Annotated in this window: 16 protein-coding genes, 1 tRNA gene and 1 other RNA gene; 10 read left to right on the forward strand and 8 right to left on the reverse strand. The window is 69.8% G+C overall.

Going from position 1 to position 19,781, the window contains the following annotated elements:
- Positions 1-2: 2 nt before the first annotated feature.
- From rnpB to CJZ86_RS02220, 3 genes are all read right to left on the reverse strand, one after another.
- Positions 3-416: RNase P RNA component class A (rnpB, locus tag CJZ86_RS02210), an RNA gene on the reverse strand.
- Between the two features lie 33 nt (positions 417-449).
- Positions 450-1,226 (reverse strand): hypothetical protein, encoded by a 777-nt coding sequence (locus CJZ86_RS02215; protein ID WP_502690413.1) that lies wholly within the window; start codon positions 1,224-1,226, stop codon positions 450-452.
- A gap of 144 nt (positions 1,227-1,370) precedes the next feature.
- Positions 1,371-2,141 (reverse strand): hypothetical protein, encoded by a 771-nt coding sequence (locus CJZ86_RS02220; protein WP_094584334.1) that lies wholly within the window; start codon positions 2,139-2,141, stop codon positions 1,371-1,373.
- A 189-nt stretch (positions 2,142-2,330) separates the two neighbouring features.
- Here CJZ86_RS02220 and CJZ86_RS02225 point away from each other — a divergent pair.
- The 4 genes from CJZ86_RS02225 (at position 2,331) to CJZ86_RS02240 (ending at position 3,666) form a co-directional block, all read left to right on the forward strand.
- Positions 2,331-2,404 (forward strand) — tRNA-Arg (locus tag CJZ86_RS02225).
- 42 nt (positions 2,405-2,446) lie between these two features.
- Positions 2,447-2,698 (forward strand): hypothetical protein, encoded by a 252-nt coding sequence (locus CJZ86_RS02230; protein WP_094584335.1) that lies wholly within the window; start codon positions 2,447-2,449, stop codon positions 2,696-2,698.
- Between the two features lie 89 nt (positions 2,699-2,787).
- Entirely contained in the window at positions 2,788-3,105 is a 318-nt protein-coding gene (locus tag CJZ86_RS02235) for a DUF8670 family protein (protein WP_094584336.1), read from the forward strand.
- A gap of 81 nt (positions 3,106-3,186) precedes the next feature.
- On the forward strand, positions 3,187-3,666 hold the full coding sequence (locus CJZ86_RS02240; protein ID WP_094584337.1) for a DUF8661 family protein: 480 nt from the start codon (positions 3,187-3,189) through the stop codon (positions 3,664-3,666).
- A 27-nt stretch (positions 3,667-3,693) separates the two neighbouring features.
- Here CJZ86_RS02240 and CJZ86_RS02245 read toward each other — a convergent pair whose 3' ends face one another.
- Positions 3,694-6,255: a glycogen/starch/alpha-glucan phosphorylase gene (locus CJZ86_RS02245; protein WP_094584338.1), complete on the reverse strand. Its 2,562-nt coding sequence runs from the start codon at positions 6,253-6,255 to the stop codon at positions 3,694-3,696.
- A 161-nt stretch (positions 6,256-6,416) separates the two neighbouring features.
- Between CJZ86_RS02245 and CJZ86_RS02250 the strand changes: the two genes are divergently transcribed.
- Complete coding sequence (locus CJZ86_RS02250; RefSeq protein WP_094584339.1) at positions 6,417-7,778, forward strand: cation:proton antiporter; 1,362 nt, start codon at positions 6,417-6,419, stop codon at positions 7,776-7,778.
- A gap of 13 nt (positions 7,779-7,791) precedes the next feature.
- On the opposite strand, the gene CJZ86_RS16890 is transcribed toward CJZ86_RS02250, so the two are convergent.
- Positions 7,792-8,115 (reverse strand): hypothetical protein, encoded by a 324-nt coding sequence (locus CJZ86_RS16890; protein ID WP_158219486.1) that lies wholly within the window; start codon positions 8,113-8,115, stop codon positions 7,792-7,794.
- 78 nt (positions 8,116-8,193) lie between these two features.
- Between CJZ86_RS16890 and CJZ86_RS02260 the strand changes: the two genes are divergently transcribed.
- The 4 genes from CJZ86_RS02260 to CJZ86_RS02275 are packed head-to-tail and all read left to right on the forward strand — an operon-like array spanning position 8,194 to position 14,252.
- Positions 8,194-9,099 (forward strand): alpha/beta fold hydrolase, encoded by a 906-nt coding sequence (locus CJZ86_RS02260; RefSeq protein WP_094584340.1) that lies wholly within the window; start codon positions 8,194-8,196, stop codon positions 9,097-9,099.
- A 52-nt stretch (positions 9,100-9,151) separates the two neighbouring features.
- Positions 9,152-11,260, forward strand: coding sequence for an acyltransferase family protein (locus CJZ86_RS02265; protein ID WP_094584341.1), 2,109 nt, complete (start codon positions 9,152-9,154; stop codon positions 11,258-11,260).
- Positions 11,260-13,392, forward strand: coding sequence for an acyltransferase family protein (locus tag CJZ86_RS02270; RefSeq protein ID WP_094584342.1), 2,133 nt, complete (start codon positions 11,260-11,262; stop codon positions 13,390-13,392). The genes CJZ86_RS02265 and CJZ86_RS02270 overlap by 1 nt, the downstream gene beginning before the upstream one ends.
- Complete coding sequence (locus CJZ86_RS02275; protein WP_094584343.1) at positions 13,389-14,252, forward strand: aldose epimerase family protein; 864 nt, start codon at positions 13,389-13,391, stop codon at positions 14,250-14,252. Before CJZ86_RS02270 ends, CJZ86_RS02275 begins: the two co-directional genes overlap by 4 nt.
- Here the strand turns inward: CJZ86_RS02275 and CJZ86_RS02280 are convergent.
- Positions 14,231-15,451 carry an FAD-binding oxidoreductase gene (locus tag CJZ86_RS02280; RefSeq protein ID WP_094584344.1) on the reverse strand — a complete coding sequence of 407 codons (1,221 nt, stop codon included), beginning with the start codon at positions 15,449-15,451 and terminating at the stop codon, positions 14,231-14,233. The genes CJZ86_RS02275 and CJZ86_RS02280 overlap by 22 nt on opposite strands.
- Positions 15,452-15,468: 17 nt before the next feature.
- Here CJZ86_RS02280 and CJZ86_RS02285 point away from each other — a divergent pair, with 17 nt between their 5' ends.
- On the forward strand, positions 15,469-16,887 hold the full coding sequence (locus CJZ86_RS02285) for a four-carbon acid sugar kinase family protein (RefSeq protein WP_094584345.1): 1,419 nt from the start codon (positions 15,469-15,471) through the stop codon (positions 16,885-16,887).
- Here the strand turns inward: CJZ86_RS02285 and CJZ86_RS02290 are convergent.
- On the reverse strand, positions 16,869-18,242 hold the full coding sequence (locus tag CJZ86_RS02290) for a (Fe-S)-binding protein (protein ID WP_094584346.1): 1,374 nt from the start codon (positions 18,240-18,242) through the stop codon (positions 16,869-16,871). The two genes, CJZ86_RS02285 and CJZ86_RS02290, sit on opposite strands and share 19 nt — an antisense overlap.
- A 44-nt stretch (positions 18,243-18,286) precedes the next feature.
- Positions 18,287-19,717 carry an NADP-dependent isocitrate dehydrogenase gene (locus CJZ86_RS02295; protein ID WP_094584347.1) on the reverse strand — a complete coding sequence of 477 codons (1,431 nt, stop codon included), beginning with the start codon at positions 19,715-19,717 and terminating at the stop codon, positions 18,287-18,289.
- Between the last annotated feature and the right edge of the window lie 64 nt (positions 19,718-19,781).

The following is a 19,781-nucleotide window of genomic DNA, read 5'->3' on the forward strand; positions in this document are numbered from 1 at the left end:
AAGGGGAAAGCAGGACGTAAGCCGGGTTCTGTTCTCCCCAGCCGGCGGCGGACCGCCGGCTGGGGGGGTGATCATCTGTCTGGGACCGCCGTCACCGGCGGCCTCGAGCGGCGCATGGGAATCGGGACGGGGAAGATGGCCAACCGCTGTCCCTGGGCCTTGCTCCCAGCCGGGGTTTACCAAGCCGGCACCTCTCGATGCCGCTGGTGCGCTCTTACCGCACCTTTGCACCCTTGCCTGTGCGCCGGGCAAGCCCGGGCCATCGGCGGTGTGTTTCTGTGGCACTGTCCTCACGGTCACCCGCACTGGGCGTTACCCAGCAGGCCTGGCCATTGGGGAGCCCGGACTTTCCTCAACCGGCCGCGGCTGTGGCCCGAAGGCCGCACCGCACCGATCGCGATCACCTCGCCTGCTTTCCGGGGTCACTGTAGGCAGCGACCCCTTGGGCTTCATGCCGCGCGGCCGCGGCGGCGGGGCTTGTTGCCGAACAGACCCAGCGCCTTGTCGAGCAGGGTCGGCCCGCCTTCCTTCCCCTGGCCGAAGGCGGCGAAGCCCCCCGCGAACAGCAGGGACTTGAGGGTGTTGTTGGCCGCTTCGCTGATGAAGCCCTGCAGACGCCTGGAGCGGGCCTGGTCGGTCTGGAAGGCGAGGGCGTTGAAGCGGGAATCCGCTTCGGCAACGATGAGCTCCTTGAACTTGGGGAACGGCTGGTCGAGCTTGGCCGGAAGATTGATGGGCTGGGGCAGTTGCCCGAGCAGGGCACGCAGCTCCTGCTCGTTGCCAGTGGCCTCGAGCTGCTTCTTGAATTTTCTCCAGCTCGCCTGTGTCCGGCCCTCCTCGCCCGATTTCTGCTGCAGCACCCGCATGCCGGCATAGAGCTGAATCGGGATGAGTGCGAGATAGAGAATCGCCACCCAGGTGCAGATGCCACGCAACAACTTCACGTTGGCGTGGATGGGTGGAGGCGAGACCGGCAGGGCACCGGCCGTGCAGACCAGCAGCGTGCCGATCAGAAGCGAGAACCCCCCCGCCGTGAGGGCGCCGGAGAACTGCAGTTGCCAGACCGGGTCCATCAGGCGCACCGGCAGGGAACTGAACACCAGCACGACCAGACCCAGGCCGATGGAGACAATGCCCACGACGGAGAAGGCACGAGCGGCCTCCTTCCTGATGCGCACCTCACCGCTGTCCGAAGACCTGAGTTCCGTCGCATCCATTACGGGCATTCTTCTGAAGGGAGGCCAAATCTACCGGCACGCCGACGTTTGTCAGGAGGAGCATCGCCTGCAGGAGCGATCACCAGGCTGGCAATCAGGCAAAAAAAAGCCCCCACCGAAGTGGAGGCGAAACAAACGTTGACCCGATTGGGCTCAGACGGTCTGCTTGATGCGGCTGCGCAGCTTGCGGGAGAAACCGAAGGCTGCGGCTGCACCAAGGATGGGCAGCGGGCCGGGGACGGATTCGCCGTCGTCGAACTTCTGGGTCACGGTATCGGTGATCCCCTGGACAGCGTTGTTCGGGAGGTTGGCGACAACCAGCTTCGAGATGAAGTCAGCCGAGACTGGCTGAACGGCCACTCCGAAGGTCTTGGGACCATCGGTGGTCGTCAGGGGGCCACCGGCCTGGGAGGTGGTGATGAACAGGTCCTCGTCGTTGGTGGAGACATCCAGGGTCTTGGTCCAAGCCGGGATGGAGGTGCCGATGTTGGACGAAGTGGCCGACGTCGCAGCGCTTTCCAGTCTCTGACCGCTGTTGAGAGCGTCAAAGATGGTCATGGTGTAGCCATACTCATAGGTACCGGGCGTGAAGTCGCCGATGGCAGCCAGAGTGTGGTTGGTACCGTTGATCGTGAACTGGAAGATGCTGGAGGCCAGCTTATTGCCGGTATCCTGGATCAGGCTGAAGCTGCTGTAGATCTTATCGCCGGCGATGCAGGCAAAGCTGCCGCTGAAGATCTGGGAACCCAGAGCAAAGCTGTTGCAAGCAGCGGGCTTGCTGCTGCCGTCGACGCCGCCGGGCCACTCGTTGCCGGAGGGCGCTCCGGCGGTCTGGGCTTGGACCGGGCTGACGGAAAGAAGAGAGGCGGCCAGGCTTGCGCTGAGCGCAGCCCCAAGGCCTATAGGCGATCTGAGCGAAAGCATGGTGGGTAGGAGGAGAGGAGTCGTACCGCCGAAATACTACCACCTCTCACCCGTTTCACAGAATTCCCGGGCCCTTGTCCAGGAACCCGCAAATCCCGGCCCGGCCCCTGGCGGTCGAAGCCAGGTGGCCACTGGGTTCTCTCGGGGCTTGCCGTGCCGGATCCCGACACCCTTCATAATTGGCCTCAAGGGGCTGTAGCTCAGCCGGATAGAGCGACGGTTTCCTAAACCGTAGGTCGTGGGTTCGAGTCCCGCCAGCCCCGTTCCCCGGTCCGCCTAGATTTCCTTGAGCATTTCTTAAGGCCATGGCTTCCCGTCCCCTGCTCTCCCCCTGGCTCGCCACCCCCGTCGCCTTCCTCGCCGGTGCGGCCGTCGCCTCGGGCGTGGCCGTGGCCCAGCAGCCCAACATGCAGAACGCCCTGAATGCGCTGTTCAGCGCCCGGTCGTCCCTGCAGATGGCCGCCCCCAACAAAGGTGGGCACCGCGACCGGGCGATCAACCTGGTGAACCAGGCGATCGCCGAGGTGGAGGCCGGCATCGCCTACGCCGGCAACTGACGTCTGGCCTGGGCCGTAACGAGCGCTACCGCTGGTGGGCTTCCCAAAGCGGACGCTCCCGCTAGCGTGTCGCCAGTCGTCAGCAGTGGATGACCCAGCTTCACGACCTGCGCCTGCGGTTGCTGGTGCAACAGGAGAGCGAATCGATCGCCCACAGCCACCCCGACGAACTCGATCTGTCGGTGGTCCAGGCCCGCTGCCTCTGCTGGCTTGCTTTGCTGGCCGATGCCCATGAGGAGCAGGCCGGCGATGCCGAGCGCCGCGGTGACGTCGAGCAGGCCATGGGCTGGTTCGCCGACTCGATGCGCCTGCGCGATGTGATTCAGGTGGTCAGTTCGATCGAGATTCCCCTGCCGCTGCTCCAGGAGGCGGGGGACCATCCCGATCAGGACCCGATGGCCGCCTGATCGCTTCGGCTCCGGCGCTGCACTTTGCCCCGCTGCTCCCGGTCGGTGCCATGATGACCATTGAATGAAAGAAGGGACGCGGTGCCAGAAGAGCCCTGCCAATGTCCTGATTGCCAGCGGTTCTATCGGGAACACGACCGGCTGATCCGCGAAAATCCCAGCCTGCGTCAGCAGCAGGAGCTCAACTGGGCGGCGCTGCAGTCGTTCCGCACCCTCGCCGGCCGGGTGCTGGAGGAGCTCCAGAAGCAGCACGGCGACGGCGACACGCCCCCCACCCCCGCGGCCCCTGAAGCCGCCTCAGCCGACGCCAGCGCCGACGCACCCCCTGAAAACGAGGCGATCCAGCAGGCCATGGCCGATCTGGAGAACATCAACGCCCACCTTTTCTCCATCGAAGCACTGATGGAGCGCATCTTCGACGTGAGGGTGCCCGAGCCCGTGGAGCAGACCTTCCGGGAAGTGGCCGGTGAACTGGCCCCCGACCCCCTCAACGCCGACCGGCTGCGTCTCAATCGTCTGTTGCATCAGACCCCCGACCTGCCCGATCACCGGGGCGGCTGACCCGCCCCGGCCAGTCTCAGGCCGCCCTCACTGGGCGGCGGGCAGCCGACGGCCCTTGGCCGGGGCCTCGTCGATCTCGCAGGTGATGGTCACGGGGAACTCCTCCGCCTGCCAGATCCGCTCGCAGTACTCCCGGATCGAGCGATCCGAGGAGAACAGGCCGCTGCGGGCGGTGTTCAGCAGCGACATCCGGTTCCAGCGGGGGCGGTCGCTCCAGGCCTCGCTCACGTCCTGCTGGGCCTTCATGTAGGCCTCGAAGTCGGCCAGCACGAAGAAGGGGTCGCGGCCGGTGAGATTCTCCAGCAGCGGACGGAACAGCTCCTTGTCGCCGTTGCTGAAGTGGCCGCTCTCGATCAGATGCAGCACCTCCGGCAGCTCCGGGGTGGAGCCGATCAGCTCCCAGGGCCGGTAGCCCTGCTGCCTGAGTTCGGCGATGCCCTCGGTGGTGCGGCCGAAGAGGAAGAAGTTGTCGTCGCCGACCTGCTCGCGGATCTCGACGTTGGCACCATCGAGGGTGCCGATGGTGAGGGCGCCGTTCATCATGAATTTCATGTTGCCGGTGCCGGAGGCCTCGAGGCCGGCGGTGGAGATCTGCTCGGAGAGATCGGCGGCGGGGTAGACGCGCTCCCCGAGCTTGACGTTGTAGTCGGCGAGGAAGATGACGCGCAGGCGGCCGTCCATGTCGGGGTCGGCGTTGACGACGTCGGCGATGCCGTTGATGAAGCGGATGATCAGCTTGGCCATGGCATAGCCGGGAGCGGCCTTGCCCCCGAAGATCACGGTGCGGGGCGCCATTCCATCGGCGAGGCCGTTCTTGATGCGCAGGTACTGGGCGATCACCTGGAGGGCATTGAGGTGCTGGCGCTTGTACTCGTGGATGCGCTTCACCTGCACGTCGAACATCGAGGCGGGATCCACCAGCACGCCCGTGTGGCGATGGATGTAGTGGGTGAGGTGGCGCTTCACCGACAGCTTGGTGGCTCCCCAGTGCTCCAGGAAGCCGCTGTCGTCGGCGTAGCGCTCCAGCTGGCGCAGCTCATCGAGGTTGCGCACCCAGCCGTCGCCGATCGAGGTGTCGAGCAGGGCCGAGAGCTGGGGATTGGCCAGGGCGACCCAGCGCCTGGGGGTGACGCCGTTGGTGACGTTGGTGAACTTCTCGGGCCAGAGGGCGGCGAATTCGGGGAAGAGGTCCTGCTTGACCAGGGCGCTGTGGAGGGCGGCGACGCCGTTGACGTGGTGGGAGCCGACGGTGGCGAGGTGGGCCATGCGGACGGCCCGCTCGCCCGATTCATCGATGATCGAGAGGCGGCGCAGCACGGCGTCGTTGCCGGGGTACTTGAGGCGCACCTGCTGGAGGAAGCGGCGGTTGATCTCGAAGATCAGCTCGAGGTGGCGGGGCAGCAGCGACCCGAAGAGATCGAGGCCCCACTTTTCGAGGGCCTCGGGCAGGAGGGTGTGGTTGGTGTAGGAGAGGCAGGCGGTGGTGATGGCCCAGGCGGTGTCCCACTCCAGGTGCTTGTCGTCGAGGAGCAGCCGCATCAGCTCGGCGACGGCGATCGAGGGGTGGGTGTCGTTGAGCTGGATGGCCCAGTGCTCAGGGAATTCCTGGACGGGAATGCCACGGGCATCGAGGCTGCGGATCATGTCCTGCAGCGAGCAGCTGACGAAGAAGTGCTGCTGCTTGAGGCGCAGCTGGCGGCCCTTGGCGGTGCCGTCGTTGGGATAGAGCACCTTGCAGAGGGTCTCGGAGCCCACCTTCTCCTCCACCGCGCCGTAGTAGTCGCCGCTGTTGAAGGCGTAGAAGTCGAACGATTCGGTGGCATCGGCGCGCCACAGGCGCAGCCGGTCGCAGGTGTTGACCCGATAGCCCAGCACCGGCACGTCGTGGGGGACGCCGATGGCGTGCTCGGCGGGGATCCAGCGCACCCGGTAGGCGCCGGTCTGGTCGCGGTAGCTCTCGGTGTGGCCGCCGAAGCCGACGAAACAGGCTTGGTCGGGGTGGGGAATCTCCCAGGGCCAGCCGGCCTTGAGCCACTTGTCGGTGATCTCCACCTGCCAGCCGTCGCGGATGAGCTGGTCGAAGATGCCGAACTCGTAGCGGATGCCGTAGCCGGTGGCGGGGACCTCGAGGGTGGCGAGGGATTCGAGGAAGCAGGCGGCCAGACGGCCGAGGCCGCCGTTGCCCAGGCCAGGCTCCTCCTCCACGTCGAGGATCTCCTCGATGTCATTGATGCCGAACTGGCGCAGGGCCTCGGCGGCCTCCTGCTGGATGCCGAGCATCAGCAGGTTGTTGCCGAGCTGGGGGCCGATCAGGAATTCGGCCGAGAGGTAGGCGACGATCCGCTTGGGGTTGGCACCGATGGCCTCGATGCCGGCCAGGTAGCGGGTCATCAGCCGGTCACGCACGGCGTAGCTGAGCGCCATGTAGAGGTCGTGGCGGCTGGCGCTGGGGGCCAGCTTGCCGAGCGTGTAGAAGAGGTGCTCGGTCATGCCTTCGAACACGTCCGTCGCCGTCAGGCCGCTGCGATCGGGGTCCGCGAAGCACCCGGGTGTGGGCAGGCTCAGGTTGCGGGGTTGCTGGTCGGTCATGGCGGTCGGCGCGCGGTGGTCCCTCGGGCACAGGTCTTGCCGTGCGTTCCCAGACCGTAGCGGTGGTTGCCATTCCCCTCGCCCGGCCTGTTGGGAGATCAGCAACGGCACACGTGACCGGCGCCCACGCCCTTAGCGTCCGTTCGCCACAGATTTCGTTCATGGTCGCGCCCAGCCTGCTGCTCGAGGTCGGCAGCACCCAGATCGAGACGGTGGAAACCCTGCTGCAGGTGGGGCGCTATCTGGTTATCTTCCTGGCGGCCCGGACCCTGGCGGAGCTGATGGTGCGCCTGGGGCTGCCCACGATCCTCGGGGAACTGCTGGCGGGCGTTCTGGTCGGCGTCACCGGTCTGCACCTGATCCTGCCGCCGGACGTCCACGCCCAGCTCAACCAGGCCATGCTCGACCTGATCGGCGCCTGCGCCGGGGTCAGCCCGGAGGCGGTGGCCACGATCTACGCCGAGAGCTTCCCCTCCCTGGAGGCCACGTCCAAGCTGGGTCTCTACGCCCTGCTGTTCCTCACGGGCCTGGAGAGCGAACTCGACGAGCTGATGGCGGTGGGCCGGCAGGCCACCACCGTGGCCCTCACCGGTGTGGTGCTGCCCTTCGCCCTGGGCACGGCGGGGCTGTACCTCCTCTTCCATGTTCCCCTGTTTCCGGCGGTGTTCGCCGGCGCCTCGATGACCGCCACCAGCATCGGCATCACCGCCAGCGTCTTCGGGGAACTCGGGTTCCTCCGCACCCGGGAAGGCCAGACCGTCATCGGTGCCGCCGTGCTTGATGACATCTTCGGCATCGTGATCCTGGCGGTGGTGGTGGCCCTCTCCGGTGACGGCGTGCTTTCGGCCGGTCCGATCCTGCAGTTGGTGCTGGCGGCGGCGGTGTTCGTGGCGGTGGCCCTGTTCCTCAGCCGCACGGCCGCCCCCGCCTTCGACTGGCTCCTCGATCGGCTCAAGGCTCCGGGGGAGGTGGCGGTGGCCGGTTTCGTGGTGCTGGGCCTGTGCTGCTTCGTCGCCGAGGCGATCGGCCTGGAGGCGGCCCTCGGGGCCTTCGCCGCCGGACTGATCCTCAGCGCCTCGAAGCACACCAAGGCGATCCAGCAGTCGGTGAAGCCCCTGGTGGCCCTGTTCGCCACGGTCTTCTTCGTGCTGATCGGCAGCTCCCTGGATCTGTCAGTGATGAATCCCCTCAATCCCGACAACCGCGAAGGCCTGCTCGTCGCCCTGTTCCTGCTGGCGGTGGCCATCGCTGGCAAGGTGGCCGCCGGCTGGAGCTACCTCAGCAAGGAGAAGACCAACCGGCTGGTGGTGGGCCTGGGGATGATGCCCCGCGGCGAGGTGGGCCTGATCTTCCTGGGCCTGGGCAGCCAGGCCGGCATCCTTTCGGCGCCCCTGGAGGCGGCCATCCTGCTGATGGTGATCGGCACCACCTTCCTGGCGCCCCTGCTGCTGCGGCTGGCGATCAGCGGTGTGGAGGTCCCCGCCGACCCCCCGGAGCCATCCCCTGCCGAGCAGGCCGCCTGATCCCGGCCCCGCCTCAGCGCCGGCGCTCGTCGTCCCGTCCGGCCGCCAGGCCGATCGACAGGCCGCCCAGCACGGCGATCAGGCCCAGGCTGCCGGCCCAGCCCGGACCCAGGGCCCAGCTCAGCAGCAGTTCCACCACCAGGCCCACCGCCAGGGCCAGCAGCAGGCTGCCGCCCACCAGCACCAGCTGCTGCAGCCCCTCCTCCAGGGAAGCCTCCGCCAGGACCTTCTCCAGCCGGGCCAGGGGAATGCTCAGGGGCAGATAGAGGGCCAGGGCCCAGAGGGCGATCCCCGGCAGCAGCGGGCTCAGGTCGGAGAGGCTGAAGGCGTCGGACATGGCGGCAGGCGCAGGGGGCAGGGCCGCGCACTGGCCGCGCTTCCTAGCATCGTCTCTCATCACGCCACCGCTGCGTCCATGGCTTCGTCACCCGAGACCCCCTGGCAGTTCCTGGGCCATCGGGTGCACGCCATTCACTCGGCTCCGGAGCAGCCCACCGGACCGGCGATCCTGCTGGTGCATGGCTTCGGCGCCTCCACCGACCACTGGCGCTTCAACATCCCCGTGCTGGCCCTCACCCATGAGGTCCATGCCATCGATCTGCTCGGCTTCGGCCGCAGCGCCAAACCCGCCGGCCTCACCTACGGCGGCGCCCTCTGGCGCGACCAGCTCTGCGCCTATGTGGCGGAGCGGATCGGTCGGCCCACGGTGCTGGTGGGCAACTCCCTCGGCGGTTTCGCCGCCCTCGCCGCCGGTGCCGCCCTGGGCGATCAGGCCGCCGGCGTGGCCCTGCTGAATGCGGCCGGCCCCTTCAGCGACGAGCAGGAGCCGCCGCGGGGCTGGGGGGCCATCGCCCGCCGCACCATCGGCGCGGCCCTGCTGCGCAGCCCGGTGCTGCAGCGCCTGCTGTTCGAGAACATGCGCCGGCCCGCCACCGTGCGCCGCACCCTCAATCAGGTGTACATCGACCGCACCAACGTCGATGACGCCCTGGTGGAGGCGATCCTGCGGCCCTCCCGGGACCCCGGCGCCTTCGGCGTCTTCCGCACCGTCTTCGACATCCCCCGCGGCCAGCCCCTCGACGAACTGTTCGCCGACCTCAGCGCCCCGCTGCTGCTGCTCTGGGGCATCCGGGACCCCTGGATCAACGCCGCCGGCCGCCGGGCCAGCTTCCAGCGGCATGCCCCCGCCCGCACCACCGAAGTGGTGCTCGAGGCCGGCCACTGCCCCCACGATGAGGTGCCCGATCAGGTCAACCGGGCCCTGCTGGAGTGGCTGACGGGTCTGGTGGAAAGCCCGGTTCCCGCGCTGACCGCCGGCTGAACCCGGCGACGGCTCCCGGTCGGTACATTTCCCACCACACAGGGGGGCCGAGTTGATCGCCGCCGTCACGAGCACCGGAGCCGCGCCGTCGGCAAGCGTCCCAGCGTCTGGAGCGAGCAGCAAGGGTGGAGGCTTCGCCTACCGGCCCGACATCGACGCGCTGCGGGGTGCGGCGATGCTGGCGGTGCTGGTGTTCCACCTGAACAAGGGCTGGCTGCCCGGTGGTTTCACCGGGGTGGACATCTTCTTTGTGATCTCGGGTTACGTGGTGATGGGCTCGCTGCTGGGCCAGGCGAGCAAGCCGCTGTGGCCCCGGCTGGGGAATTTCTATCTGCGGCGTGTGCGGCGTCTGCTGCCGAACCTGCTGGTGTGCCTGGCGGTGACGAGCCTGGGGGTGGCGATGCTGATCCCGCCGCTGGAGAGCGGGCCGTATTTCATCGTCGCCCTCAAGGCGCTGTTCGGGTGGTCGAACAACTACCTGATGGGGCAGCTGGATTACTTCGCGACGGATTCGGATCTGAATCCGTTCCTGCACACCTGGTCGCTGGGTGTGGAGCAGCAGTTCTACCTGGTGTTCCCGCTGCTGATGGTGGGGATCGGCTACGGGGTGCGGCGGAGCGTGCCGCTGCTGGCGGCGCTGATCGTGCTGTCGCTGGGTGCGAGCTGGTGGTGGACGCAGAGCGCGCCGATGGCGGCGTTTTTCCTGATGCCGAGCCGGCTGTGGGAACTGACGGTGGGCTCGCTGCTGCTGGTGTCGCAGCGGCGGGGTCTGCTGGGGGCGGAGTGGATGAAGGGCCGCTGGCCGCGGCTGGCGGGGGCGGCGCTGCTGCTATGGGCGGTGGTGATGACGTCGGAGCGTGAGGGCTTCCCGGTGCCCGGGGTGCTGCCGGCGGTGGTGGGGACGCTGCTGGTGCTGCAGGCGGGCCCGGGAGAGGGGGGGAGATTTCTGCCGGGACGCTGGCTGGAGCGGGTGCTGCTGACGTGCGGGCTGCTGTCGTATTCGCTGTACCTGTGGCACTGGCCGGTGATCGTGCTGCTGCGGTGGACGTGGGGGATGGAGACGTGGTGGCAGTACGTGGTGGCGGTGGCGGGGAGCGTGGTGCTGGCGGTGGCGGCGTACGGGCTGGTGGAGCAGCCGGTGCGGCGTTATCCACTGAAGTGGTGGTGGGAGACGCTGCTGGCTGTGCTGGCGGTGGCGGGCCTGTGGACGGCCATCGACACCCTCCACTATTCGGTGCGCGGCCGCTTCTTCATCGGCACCGACCGGGATCCGGTTCCCCTGCATGAACGGGTCCAGGAGTGGAATCCCACCCTGCCCGGCACCCGGATCGATCAGAACTGCGCCATTCCCTACTGGACCCCCTACAGCCCCGCCAGCCGCTCCGATCTCGAACGCTGCAGCAAGCCCGGTCGGCCCGGTGCCGGGGAGATCTTCCTGCTGGGCGATTCCCATGCCGAGCATCTGCTGCCGATGCTCGATCTGGTCACCGCCGCCACAGGCCAGCGCATCACCTTCACCAACAAGCGCTCCTGTTTCATCGATCCCCAGCTGACGCTGTTCCTCAACAACCGTCCCTACAAGCCCTGCACCGATTTCGCCGCCGGGGAGATGGAGCGGGCTCTCGAACGTCTGAAGCCGGGGGACATCGTCATGATCTCCAGCAACCTCAACAACTACCTGAGCAGCGCCGACCCCGGTGGCACCAGCCAGGGGCAGCCGGCTTACCTCTCAGGCCGGAGGCTTAACGTCGCTGAAATGCGTCAGGCCCACATTCTCAGCATGCGGGCCTATGCCCAGCGTCTGGCGGCCCGGGGCATCCAGCTGGTGCTGGTGGTCGACAATCCCACCCTCGCCCGTGAGATCGTGGCCTGCCCGAAGAATTCCGCCACCAGCTGCGCCCCCGACCCCGCCGCCACCGCCGCGGGCCAGCAGGCGGTGCGCCTCACCCTGGCGGCGGCGGCGGCGGGCCTGCCGAACGTGCATGTGTTCGACCCCACCCCCTATCTGCTGGGCCCGGATGGCCGCGTGCGCTACCGCAATGACCTGGGCAAGATCATCTACTCCGATTCCCACCACCTGAGTGTCACGGGAAGTCGCTCGCTGGCGGGGCCGTTCCAGCGGTTCCTGTCCGAGGCGGGCCTGATTCCGGGGGGGCGCTGATGGCGGTGGCCCCCACCGCCACGACCGGAGCCGCCGCAGCGGCGAGCGTCCCGGCGTCCGGAGGCGGCGGGAAGGGGGGAGCATTCGCCTACCGGCCGGACATCGATGCGCTGCGGGGAGCGGCGATGCTGGCGGTGCTGGTGTTCCACCTGAACAAGGCCTGGCTGCCGGGTGGCTTCACCGGGGTGGACATCTTCTTTGTGATCTCGGGTTACGTGGTGATGGGCTCGCTGCTGGGCCAGGCGAGCAAGCCGCTGTGGCCCCGGCTGGGGAATTTCTATCTGCGGCGTGTGCGGCGTCTGCTGCCGAACCTGCTGGTGTGCCTGGCGGTGACGAGCCTGGGGGTGGCGATGCTGATCCCGCCGCTGGAGAGCGGGCCGTATTTCATCGTCGCCCTCAAGGCGCTGTTCGGGTGGTCGAACAACTACCTGATGGGGCAGCTGGATTACTTCGCCACGGATTCGGATCTGAATCCGTTCCTGCACACCTGGTCGCTGGGTGTGGAGCAGCAGTTCTACCTGGTGTTCCCGCTGCTGATGGTGGGGATCGGCTACGGGGTGCGGCGGAGCGTGCCGCTGCTGGCGGCGCTGATCGTGCTGTCGCTGGGTGCGAGCTGGTGGTGGACGCAGAGCGCGCCGATGGCGGCGTTTTTCCTGATGCCGAGCCGGCTGTGGGAACTGACGGTGGGCTCGCTGCTGCTGGTGTCGCAGCGGCGGGGTCTGCTGGGGGCGGAGTGGATGAAGGGCCGCTGGCCGCGGCTGGCGGGGGCGGCGCTGCTGCTGTGGGCGGTGGTGATGACGTCGGAGCGTGAGGGCTTCCCGGTGCCCGGGGTGCTGCCGGCGGTGGTGGGGACGCTGCTGGTGCTGCAGGCGGGCCCGGGAGAGGGGGGGAGATTTCTGCCGGGACGCTGGCTGGAGCGGGTGCTGCTGACGTGCGGGCTGCTGTCGTATTCGCTGTACCTGTGGCACTGGCCGGTGATCGTGCTGCTGCGGTGGACGTGGGGGATGGAGACGTGGTGGCAGTACGTGGTGGCGGTGGCGGGGAGCGTGGTGCTGGCGGTGGCGGCGTACGGGCTGGTGGAGCAGCCGGTGCGGCGTTATCCACTGAAGTGGTGGTGGGAGACGCTGCTGGCTGTGCTGGCGGTGGCGGGCCTGTGGATCGGCATCGATGCCCTGCACCACCAGTTCCGCGGCAAGTTGTTTCTCGGCAAGGACGCCGATCCGGTGCCGATCAGCGAGCGCGTCCATGCCCTCAATCCCCTGATCCCGGGCACCGGCATCACCAGCGATTGCACCGTGCCCACTGGCAAGCCCTACAACGCCACCACCCGGCCGAACTTCGACAAGTGCAACCGGCCCGGCACCCCCGGCGCCCGGGAGATCTTCTTGCTCGGTGATTCCCATGCCCAGCACCTGCTGCCGATGCTGGATGCGGTGACCGCCCGCACCGGTCAGCGGCTCACCTTCGCCGCCATGGGCGCCTGCCTGATCGATCCGCAGCTCACGGTCACCTGGCAGCAGGGCCGCTACGAATCCTGCCGCCAGTTCTCGGCCGGCGAGATGGAGCGCTCCCTGCAGCGCCTCCAGCCGGGGGACATCGTCCTGGTCTCGGGCTTCCTGCACAACTACCTGGCCAGCAACGACCTGGAGGGCCGGGGCTACGGCGCCCCCACCTACCTGGGCCAGCGCCGCCTGCGCATCGCCGAGGTGCGGCGGGCCTGGGTGGGGGGCATGCGGGCCTACGCCGAGCGGCTGGCGGCCCGGGGCATCCAGCTGGTGCTGGTGGTCGACAACCCGTCCCTGGCCAGGGAGCCGGTGGCCTGTCAGGACCCTGCCGGCAGCAGCTGCGCCGGCGATGCCGCCACCACCGCCCGGATGCGGGCGACCCTGGGCAGGCTGCTCGCCGAAGTGGCCGCCGGCCTTCCCAACGTCCATGTCTTCGACCCCACCCCCTACCTGGTGGGTCCCGATGGGCGGGTGGTGTACCGCCGGCCCGACGGCACGCCGCTCTACGCCGATTCCCACCACCTGAGCGTGTCGGGGAGCCGTTCCCTGGCAGCCCCGTTCGAGCGTTTTCTCCAGCAGCAGGGCCTCACCAGCCCCCGGCCCACCCTTTCCCCCCCGTCGCCATGACCCTGCAACCCCCCACCGGGGACTCCCCCCACTGGCGCTTCACCGATCCGGCCAGCGGCGATGTGCTCACGGTCGCCCCCGAGCGCGGCGGGCTGGTCACCGGCTGGTGCTGCGGCGGCAGCGACGTCCTCTACTTCGATGCGGAGCGCTTCGCCGACCCCGCCAAATCGGTGCGGGGCGGGATCCCCGTGCTCTTCCCCATCTGCGGCAACCTGCCCGGCGACGCGCTCGTGCTGAGTCAGGGGCGCTTCCCGCTGCCCCAGCACGGGTTCGCAAGGAATCTGCCCTGGTCCATCGCCCCGCTCGCCGACGGCAGCGGCGTGGCCCTGCGCCTCGAGGACGGCCCGGAGAGCCGCCCCCATTTCCCCTTCGCCTTCGCCTTGGAGCTGGAGCTGCGGCTGCAGCCCTCGGCCCTGGCGATCACGGCCCGGATCAGCCACAAGGGCGAGGCCGGCACCGATCCCCTGCCCTTCAGCCTGGGCCTGCACCCCTACATCGCCGTCGCCGACCTGTCCCAGGTGCGGCTCGAAGGCCTGCCGGCGGACTGCTTCGACCACCTCACCATGGCTCCGGCCGTCACCGCCGATCAGCTCTCCCGGCTGGAACAGGGCGTCGATTTCCTCTGCAGCGGCCGGGGCCCGGTGCGGCTGGTGGATCCGGCGGGAGGCCGGGCGGTGACGCTGCATCCCGCCGCTCCGATGGATCTGGTGGTGGTGTGGAGCGATCCGCCCCGGCCGATGCTCTGTCTGGAGCCCTGGAGCGGCCCGCGGGGGGCCCTGAGCACGGGCGAACGGCGCCTGCTGGTGCCCCCCGGGGACTCCCTGGAGCTGGGGTGCCGCTACACCGTCGAGAGCCTCTGAGCGACGCCGGGGAGCCGGCCCGGGGCCAGCTGGCCGGCTGGATCGAAACGGTGCTTGATCGCCTCGATCAGGGGGCGGGAGGGGGCATCCAGCCAGGCCGGCAGGCCGGCGTCCGGGGGCTGGCGCAGCACGGTGAGATGGCCGCCGAGTTCGTTGCAGAGGCTGCGCAGGGTGCTCACCTGGCTGGAGGTCAGGGCCGGCCGGGGCTCCGTCGGGTCTGACCAGGCCAGGCCGAGGCCACTGCCGGCCGCCATGTCCACGGCCAGTCCCGCCAGGGCCGGGGCCTGCATCAGGGTCCCGAGCCGATCGGGGCTGACGCCGAGGCGCAGCAGCCAGGCGGGCGCGGTGGCACCCGTGGGCGCTGCGGCGGCAGGGCCGGTGCCCCCCCGCGCGCGGGCCAGCCAGGTGCCGGTGGTGGCGGCGTCCAGCACCCGGGCGGGCAGGGTGCTGCGCTCCTGCAGGCAGCGCACCTGCTCCTGGAGGGTGGCGGCATCGACGCTGGCCAGGCCGATCAGCAGCAGGGGCTCCGGGTCCAGCCCGGCGGCGGCGGCGAGGCTGCCGTTCCACCAGTCGATGCGCTCCGGGCTGAGGCTGGAGCCCAGCAGCCAGCGGCTGAGGCCGGCCAGATCCTCCGCCCCTCCCTGGAAGCAGACACTGCGCCGCAGGGGCGGCTGGGGCAGGGTGCGCAGGGTCAGCTCGGTGATCAGGCCCAGGGAGCCCCAGCTGCCGGTGAACAGCCGCATCAGGTCGTAGCCGGCCACGTTCTTGACCACCTTGCCGCCGGCCCTGGCCGTCACCCCGTCGGCGCGCATCAGGGCCAGGCCGATCAGCTGGTCCCGCACCCCCAGGTAGCGCTGGCGGTAGCCGCCCGCCAGGCCCCGGGCCACCAGGCCGCCGATGCTGCCGGCGGCGGCGCCCTGCCGGTCCCCCCAGGGGGCATCCACGGACAACCACTGTCCCTGGTGTCCAAGGACCTCCTGGACCTCCACCAGTGGTGTGCCAGCGGCCACGGTGATGGTGAAGTCGCCGGGGTTGAACTCCCGCACGCCCCGCAGGCCGGCGCAGCTGACCACCGTGCAGGGCCCCGCGACGGGCGGGCCCCAGTCGAGCCGGGTGCCCAGGCCCGCCGGCAGCCAAGCCGAACCCTGCCGGTGCAGGTCACGCACCAGCTCCTGCAGCTCGCTGGGCTCAGGTCGCATCACGGCACGATGGTGCCATGGCGCAGGCAGCCCAGGCGATCAAGATCGTGGTGATCGACGACGATCCCACCGGCTCCCAGACCGTGCACGGCTGTCCGTTGCTGCTGCGCTGGGACGCTGAGACGCTCGCCGCCGGCCTGGCCCACCCGTCGCCGCTGCTGTTCCTGCTGGCCAACACCCGCGCCCTGGCGCCGGCCGAGGCGGCCGACCGGGTGCGGCAGATCTGCCGGGCCCTCCGGCCCGCCCTGGAGCGGGCGATGGCCGCCGGCACCATCAGCAGCTGGCTGGTGGTGAGCCGGGGCGATTCCACCCTGCGGGGCCACTTCCCCCTGGAGGTGGAGGTGATCGCCGCGGAGCTCGGCCCCTTCGACGCCACCCTGCTGGTGCCGGCCTTCCTGGAGGGGGGGCGCACCACCGTCGATGGGGTCCATCGGCTCCATGGCCAGCCCGTGCACGAGAGCCCGTTCGCCCGGGACGGACTGTTCGCCTACGGAACCAGCCATCTGCCGGACTGGGTGGAGGAGAAGAGCGGCGGCCGCATCCCCGCCACCGCCGTGGACCGCATCGGCTGGCGGGAGCTGGACGCCGGCGGCCCCGCCCTCATGGGCCACCTGGCCTCCCTGGAGCGCAATGTCTGCGTGGCGGTGGATGGGGGTTCCACCCAGCAGCTGGCGGCCCTGGCCGCCGCGGTGCGCTCCCTGAGTGCGGCCGGGGGGTCAACGCCAGCGGGCGATGGGCCCGGGGAGGGGCGTCCCCGCCGCTTCCTGTTCCAGTGCGCCGCCAGCCTGATCCAGGCCCTGGCTGCGCTGCCGCCCCAGCCGCTGGCGCCGGCGGCCCTGGCGTCCCTGCGCCGCCGCGGCGGCGCAGGCCCCCTGCCGGGGCTGGTGCTGGTGGGCTCCCACGTGCCCCTGGCCGACCGGCAGCTGGAGCGGCTGCTGGCGGAGCCGGACTGCGTCGGGGTGGAGCTGGAGGTGAGCAAGGTCCAGCGGCTGCTGGAGGGCCCGGAACCCGTCTTGCTGCTGGCCTCCCTGGAGCAGGCCTGGGCTCGGCGCCTGGCGGAGGTGCTGGCCGGGGGGCACACGCCGGTGCTCTACACCAGCCGTGGTGAGGCCCGCTGCCGCCATGCCGGCGAGCGCCGGGCGCTGGGCCTGGCCCTGGCGGGGGCGATGGCGCGGCTGGCGGCCGCTCTGGCCCCCGCCCTGGGCTACCTGATCAGCAAGGGGGGCATCACCACCCACACCCTGCTGGCCGACGGGCTGGATCTGGAGCAGGTGGAGCTCCAGGGCCAGTTGCTGCCGGGGCTGTCCCTGGTGCTGGCCGCCCAGGGAGTCCATCAGGGGCCCCTGCCCGTGCTCACCTTTCCCGGCAATCTCGGCGACGAGGGCACCCTGTGGGAGGCCTGGCGGCGGATGGAGGCTCAGGCCGGGCCGGCGTAGCTGCGATCCAGCAGTTCGATCGGATGGACCACCGGCAGCGGCCGCTGCTGCGCCGCCATGGCCTGGCGGATCTGGAGCGTGCAGCCGATGTTGGCGCTCACGGCCAGCTGGGCCCCGGTGCCGCTCAGATCCGCGGCCTTGATCCGGCCCAGTTCGGCGGCCTCCTCCGGCTGGACCAGGTTGTAGATGCCCGCACTGCCGCAGCAGACGCCGGCCTCGGTGGCTTCGCGGATCCGCACATGGGGGATCCGGCCCAGCAGGCGCCGGGGCTGGGCCGCCAGGCCCTGGCCGTGGAGCTGGTGGCAGGCATCGTGGTAGGCCAGCTCCACGGGTCGCTCGGCGCTGGCGGGGGTGCCGTCGTCGTGGAGGAGGGGCCGCAGCCCCGCCTGGAAGTCCTCGCTGAGCCCGACCGTGTCGAGGAATTCCTGCAGGTCGGCCACCGTGCCCAGCACGGGGTGGCGGGTGCCCAGGATCTGCCCGTAGGCCTTCAGGGTGTGGCCGCAGCCCGAGGCCGCCACCAGCAGGGCATCGAGGGGTTCGGGGCCCGCCGCCCGCCCCGGGCCGATCACCGCCTCGAAGCTGGCCATCAGGGCCGCCGCCAGTTCCCGGGTCTGCTCCAGTTCCCCCTGGTGGTGGGTCATGGCGCCGCAGCAGCCCTGGTCGGGGGGGATCACCACCTCGATGCCGTTGGCGGCCAGCACCCGGATGGCGGCGGCGTTGACCCCCGGCTCGAAGACCCGTTGCACGCAGCCGAGCACCAGCCCGACCCGGTGGCGGCGGGGACCCACGGCCGGCACCAGCACGGGCCAGTCGTCACGGAAGGACTGCGCCGGCAGGGGCGGCAGCAGGGTCTCCATCGCCGCGATCTGCGGCCCGAAGAGCCTGGTCAGGCCGCTGCGGCGTGCCAGGGCCTGCAGGGGCGTGCCGGCGTAGGCCCGCAGGGGGGCCAGCAGGGCCCGCAGCCGCCCGGGGTAGGGGAGCAGGGCGAACAGCAGCCGCCGGAAGGTGCGCTGGCCGGGGCTGCGCAGCTCGGGCGCGTTCAGCCGCGGCCGCATGGTCTCGATCAGCTCGTCGTAGCGCACGCCGGCCGGACAGGCGGTGACGCAGGCGAAGCAGCCCAGGCAGGTGTCGAAGTGCTTCGCGACCGTGGCATCCAGGGTCAGCTCGCCGGCGTCGATGGCCTTGAGGGCATGGATGCGCCCCCGGGGCGAGTCCATCTCGGTCCCCAGCACCCGGTAGCTGGCGCAGGTGGGCAGGCAGAAACCGCAGTGGACGCAGGGGTCGGCGGCGATGAAGCCGGCCCCTGGCGCCCCGGCAGCCTGGGATCCGCTGGTCGCGATGGACGGAAGGCTCATGCGGCCCATTGTGATCGCTCGTGCGGGCCCCCAGGCCCCTGGCTTCAGCCTCCGAAGTGGCGCACCACGGCCTCGGCGAAGCCGGAGCAGCTCACGGCCTCGGCGCGGGGTTCCATCAGCCGGGCCAGGTCGTAGGTGACCTCCTTGTTGGCGATCGCGGCGCTGATCCCCTGGGTGATCAGGTCGGCCGCCTCCTGCCAGCCCATGTACTCCAGCATCATCACGCCGGAGAGGATCACCGATCCCGGGTTGATGCGGTCGAGCCCGGCGTGCTTGGGGGCGGTGCCGTGGGTGGCCTCGAAGATCGCCGCGTTGTCGCCGATGTTGGCGCCGGGCGCCATGCCCAGGCCGCCCACCACCGCCGCTGCGGCGTCGGAGATGTAGTCGCCGTTGAGGTTGAGGGTGCAGAGCACCGAGTACTCCTGGGGCCGGGTCTGGATCTGCTGGAAGATGCTGTCGGCGATGCGGTCGTCGACCATCACCATCGACTTCCACTTCCCGCCGCCGTGGCTGGTGCCGATGGCGTCGAGCACGGCCTTCACCTCCGCGTCGACGGCCGCCTTCTTCTCGGGGGTGAGGCTGTCGTAGCCGGGTTCGATCAGGCGGGCGTTGTCCTCGATGCTCAGGCCGGGCTTCTCCTCCAGGTTCCCCAGGATCCAGCTCTCCCGCTCGGTGACGCACTGGTCACGGAACTCGGTGGTGGCCAGCTCGTAGCCCCAGTCGCGGAAGGCCCCCTCGGTGAACTTCATGATGTTGCCCTTGTGCACCAGGGTCACGTGGCGCTTGGCGCCCTCCAGCCCCAGGGCGTGGCGGATGGCCTTGCGCACGTGGCGCTGGGTGCCCGCCTTGCTCACTGGCTTGATGCCGATGCCGGCACCCTCGGGGATGCGGCGCTTGCCGAGCTTGCCGTTGGCGGGGATCACGGTGTCGTTGAGGTGGGCGATCAGCTCCACGCACACCGGATCCGTGGCCTCCCACTCGATCCCCATGTAGATGTCTTCGGTGTTCTCCCGGTAGACCACCACATCCAGGTCCTGGGGCCGCTTGTGGGGGCTGGGGGTGCCGTCGTAGTAGCGGCAGGGCCGCACGCAGCAATAGAGGTCGAAGATCTGGCGCAGGGCCACGTTCAGCGAGCGGATGCCGCCGCCGATCGGGGTGGTCAGGGGCCCCTTGATCGCCACGCCGTACTGCTCGATCGCCGTGAGGGTGTCCTGGGGCAGGTACTGGTAGGTGCCGTAGAGCTCGCAGGCCTCGTCGCCGGCGTACACCTTGAACCACTCGATGCGGCGCTCACCGCCGTAGGCCTTGGCCACGGCCGCGTCCAGCACCCTCTGGGTGGCGGGCCAGATGTCCACGCCGGTGCCGTCGCCGCGGATGAAGGGGATGATCGGGTCGTTGGGAACGATCGGCTGGCCGCCCTCGAATCGGATCGCCGTGCCGCTGGACGGGACGGTGAGCTTCTCGTATGTGGCCATTGAGTCGGCACGGAACACGCCGATGAGCCTAGGTTTCGGACACATTGGCTTTCTGCTCAGGGGA

The organism is Synechococcus sp. BO 8801, assembly GCF_002252675.1.
Classification (GTDB): Bacteria; Cyanobacteriota; Cyanobacteriia; order PCC-6307; family Cyanobiaceae; genus Cyanobium.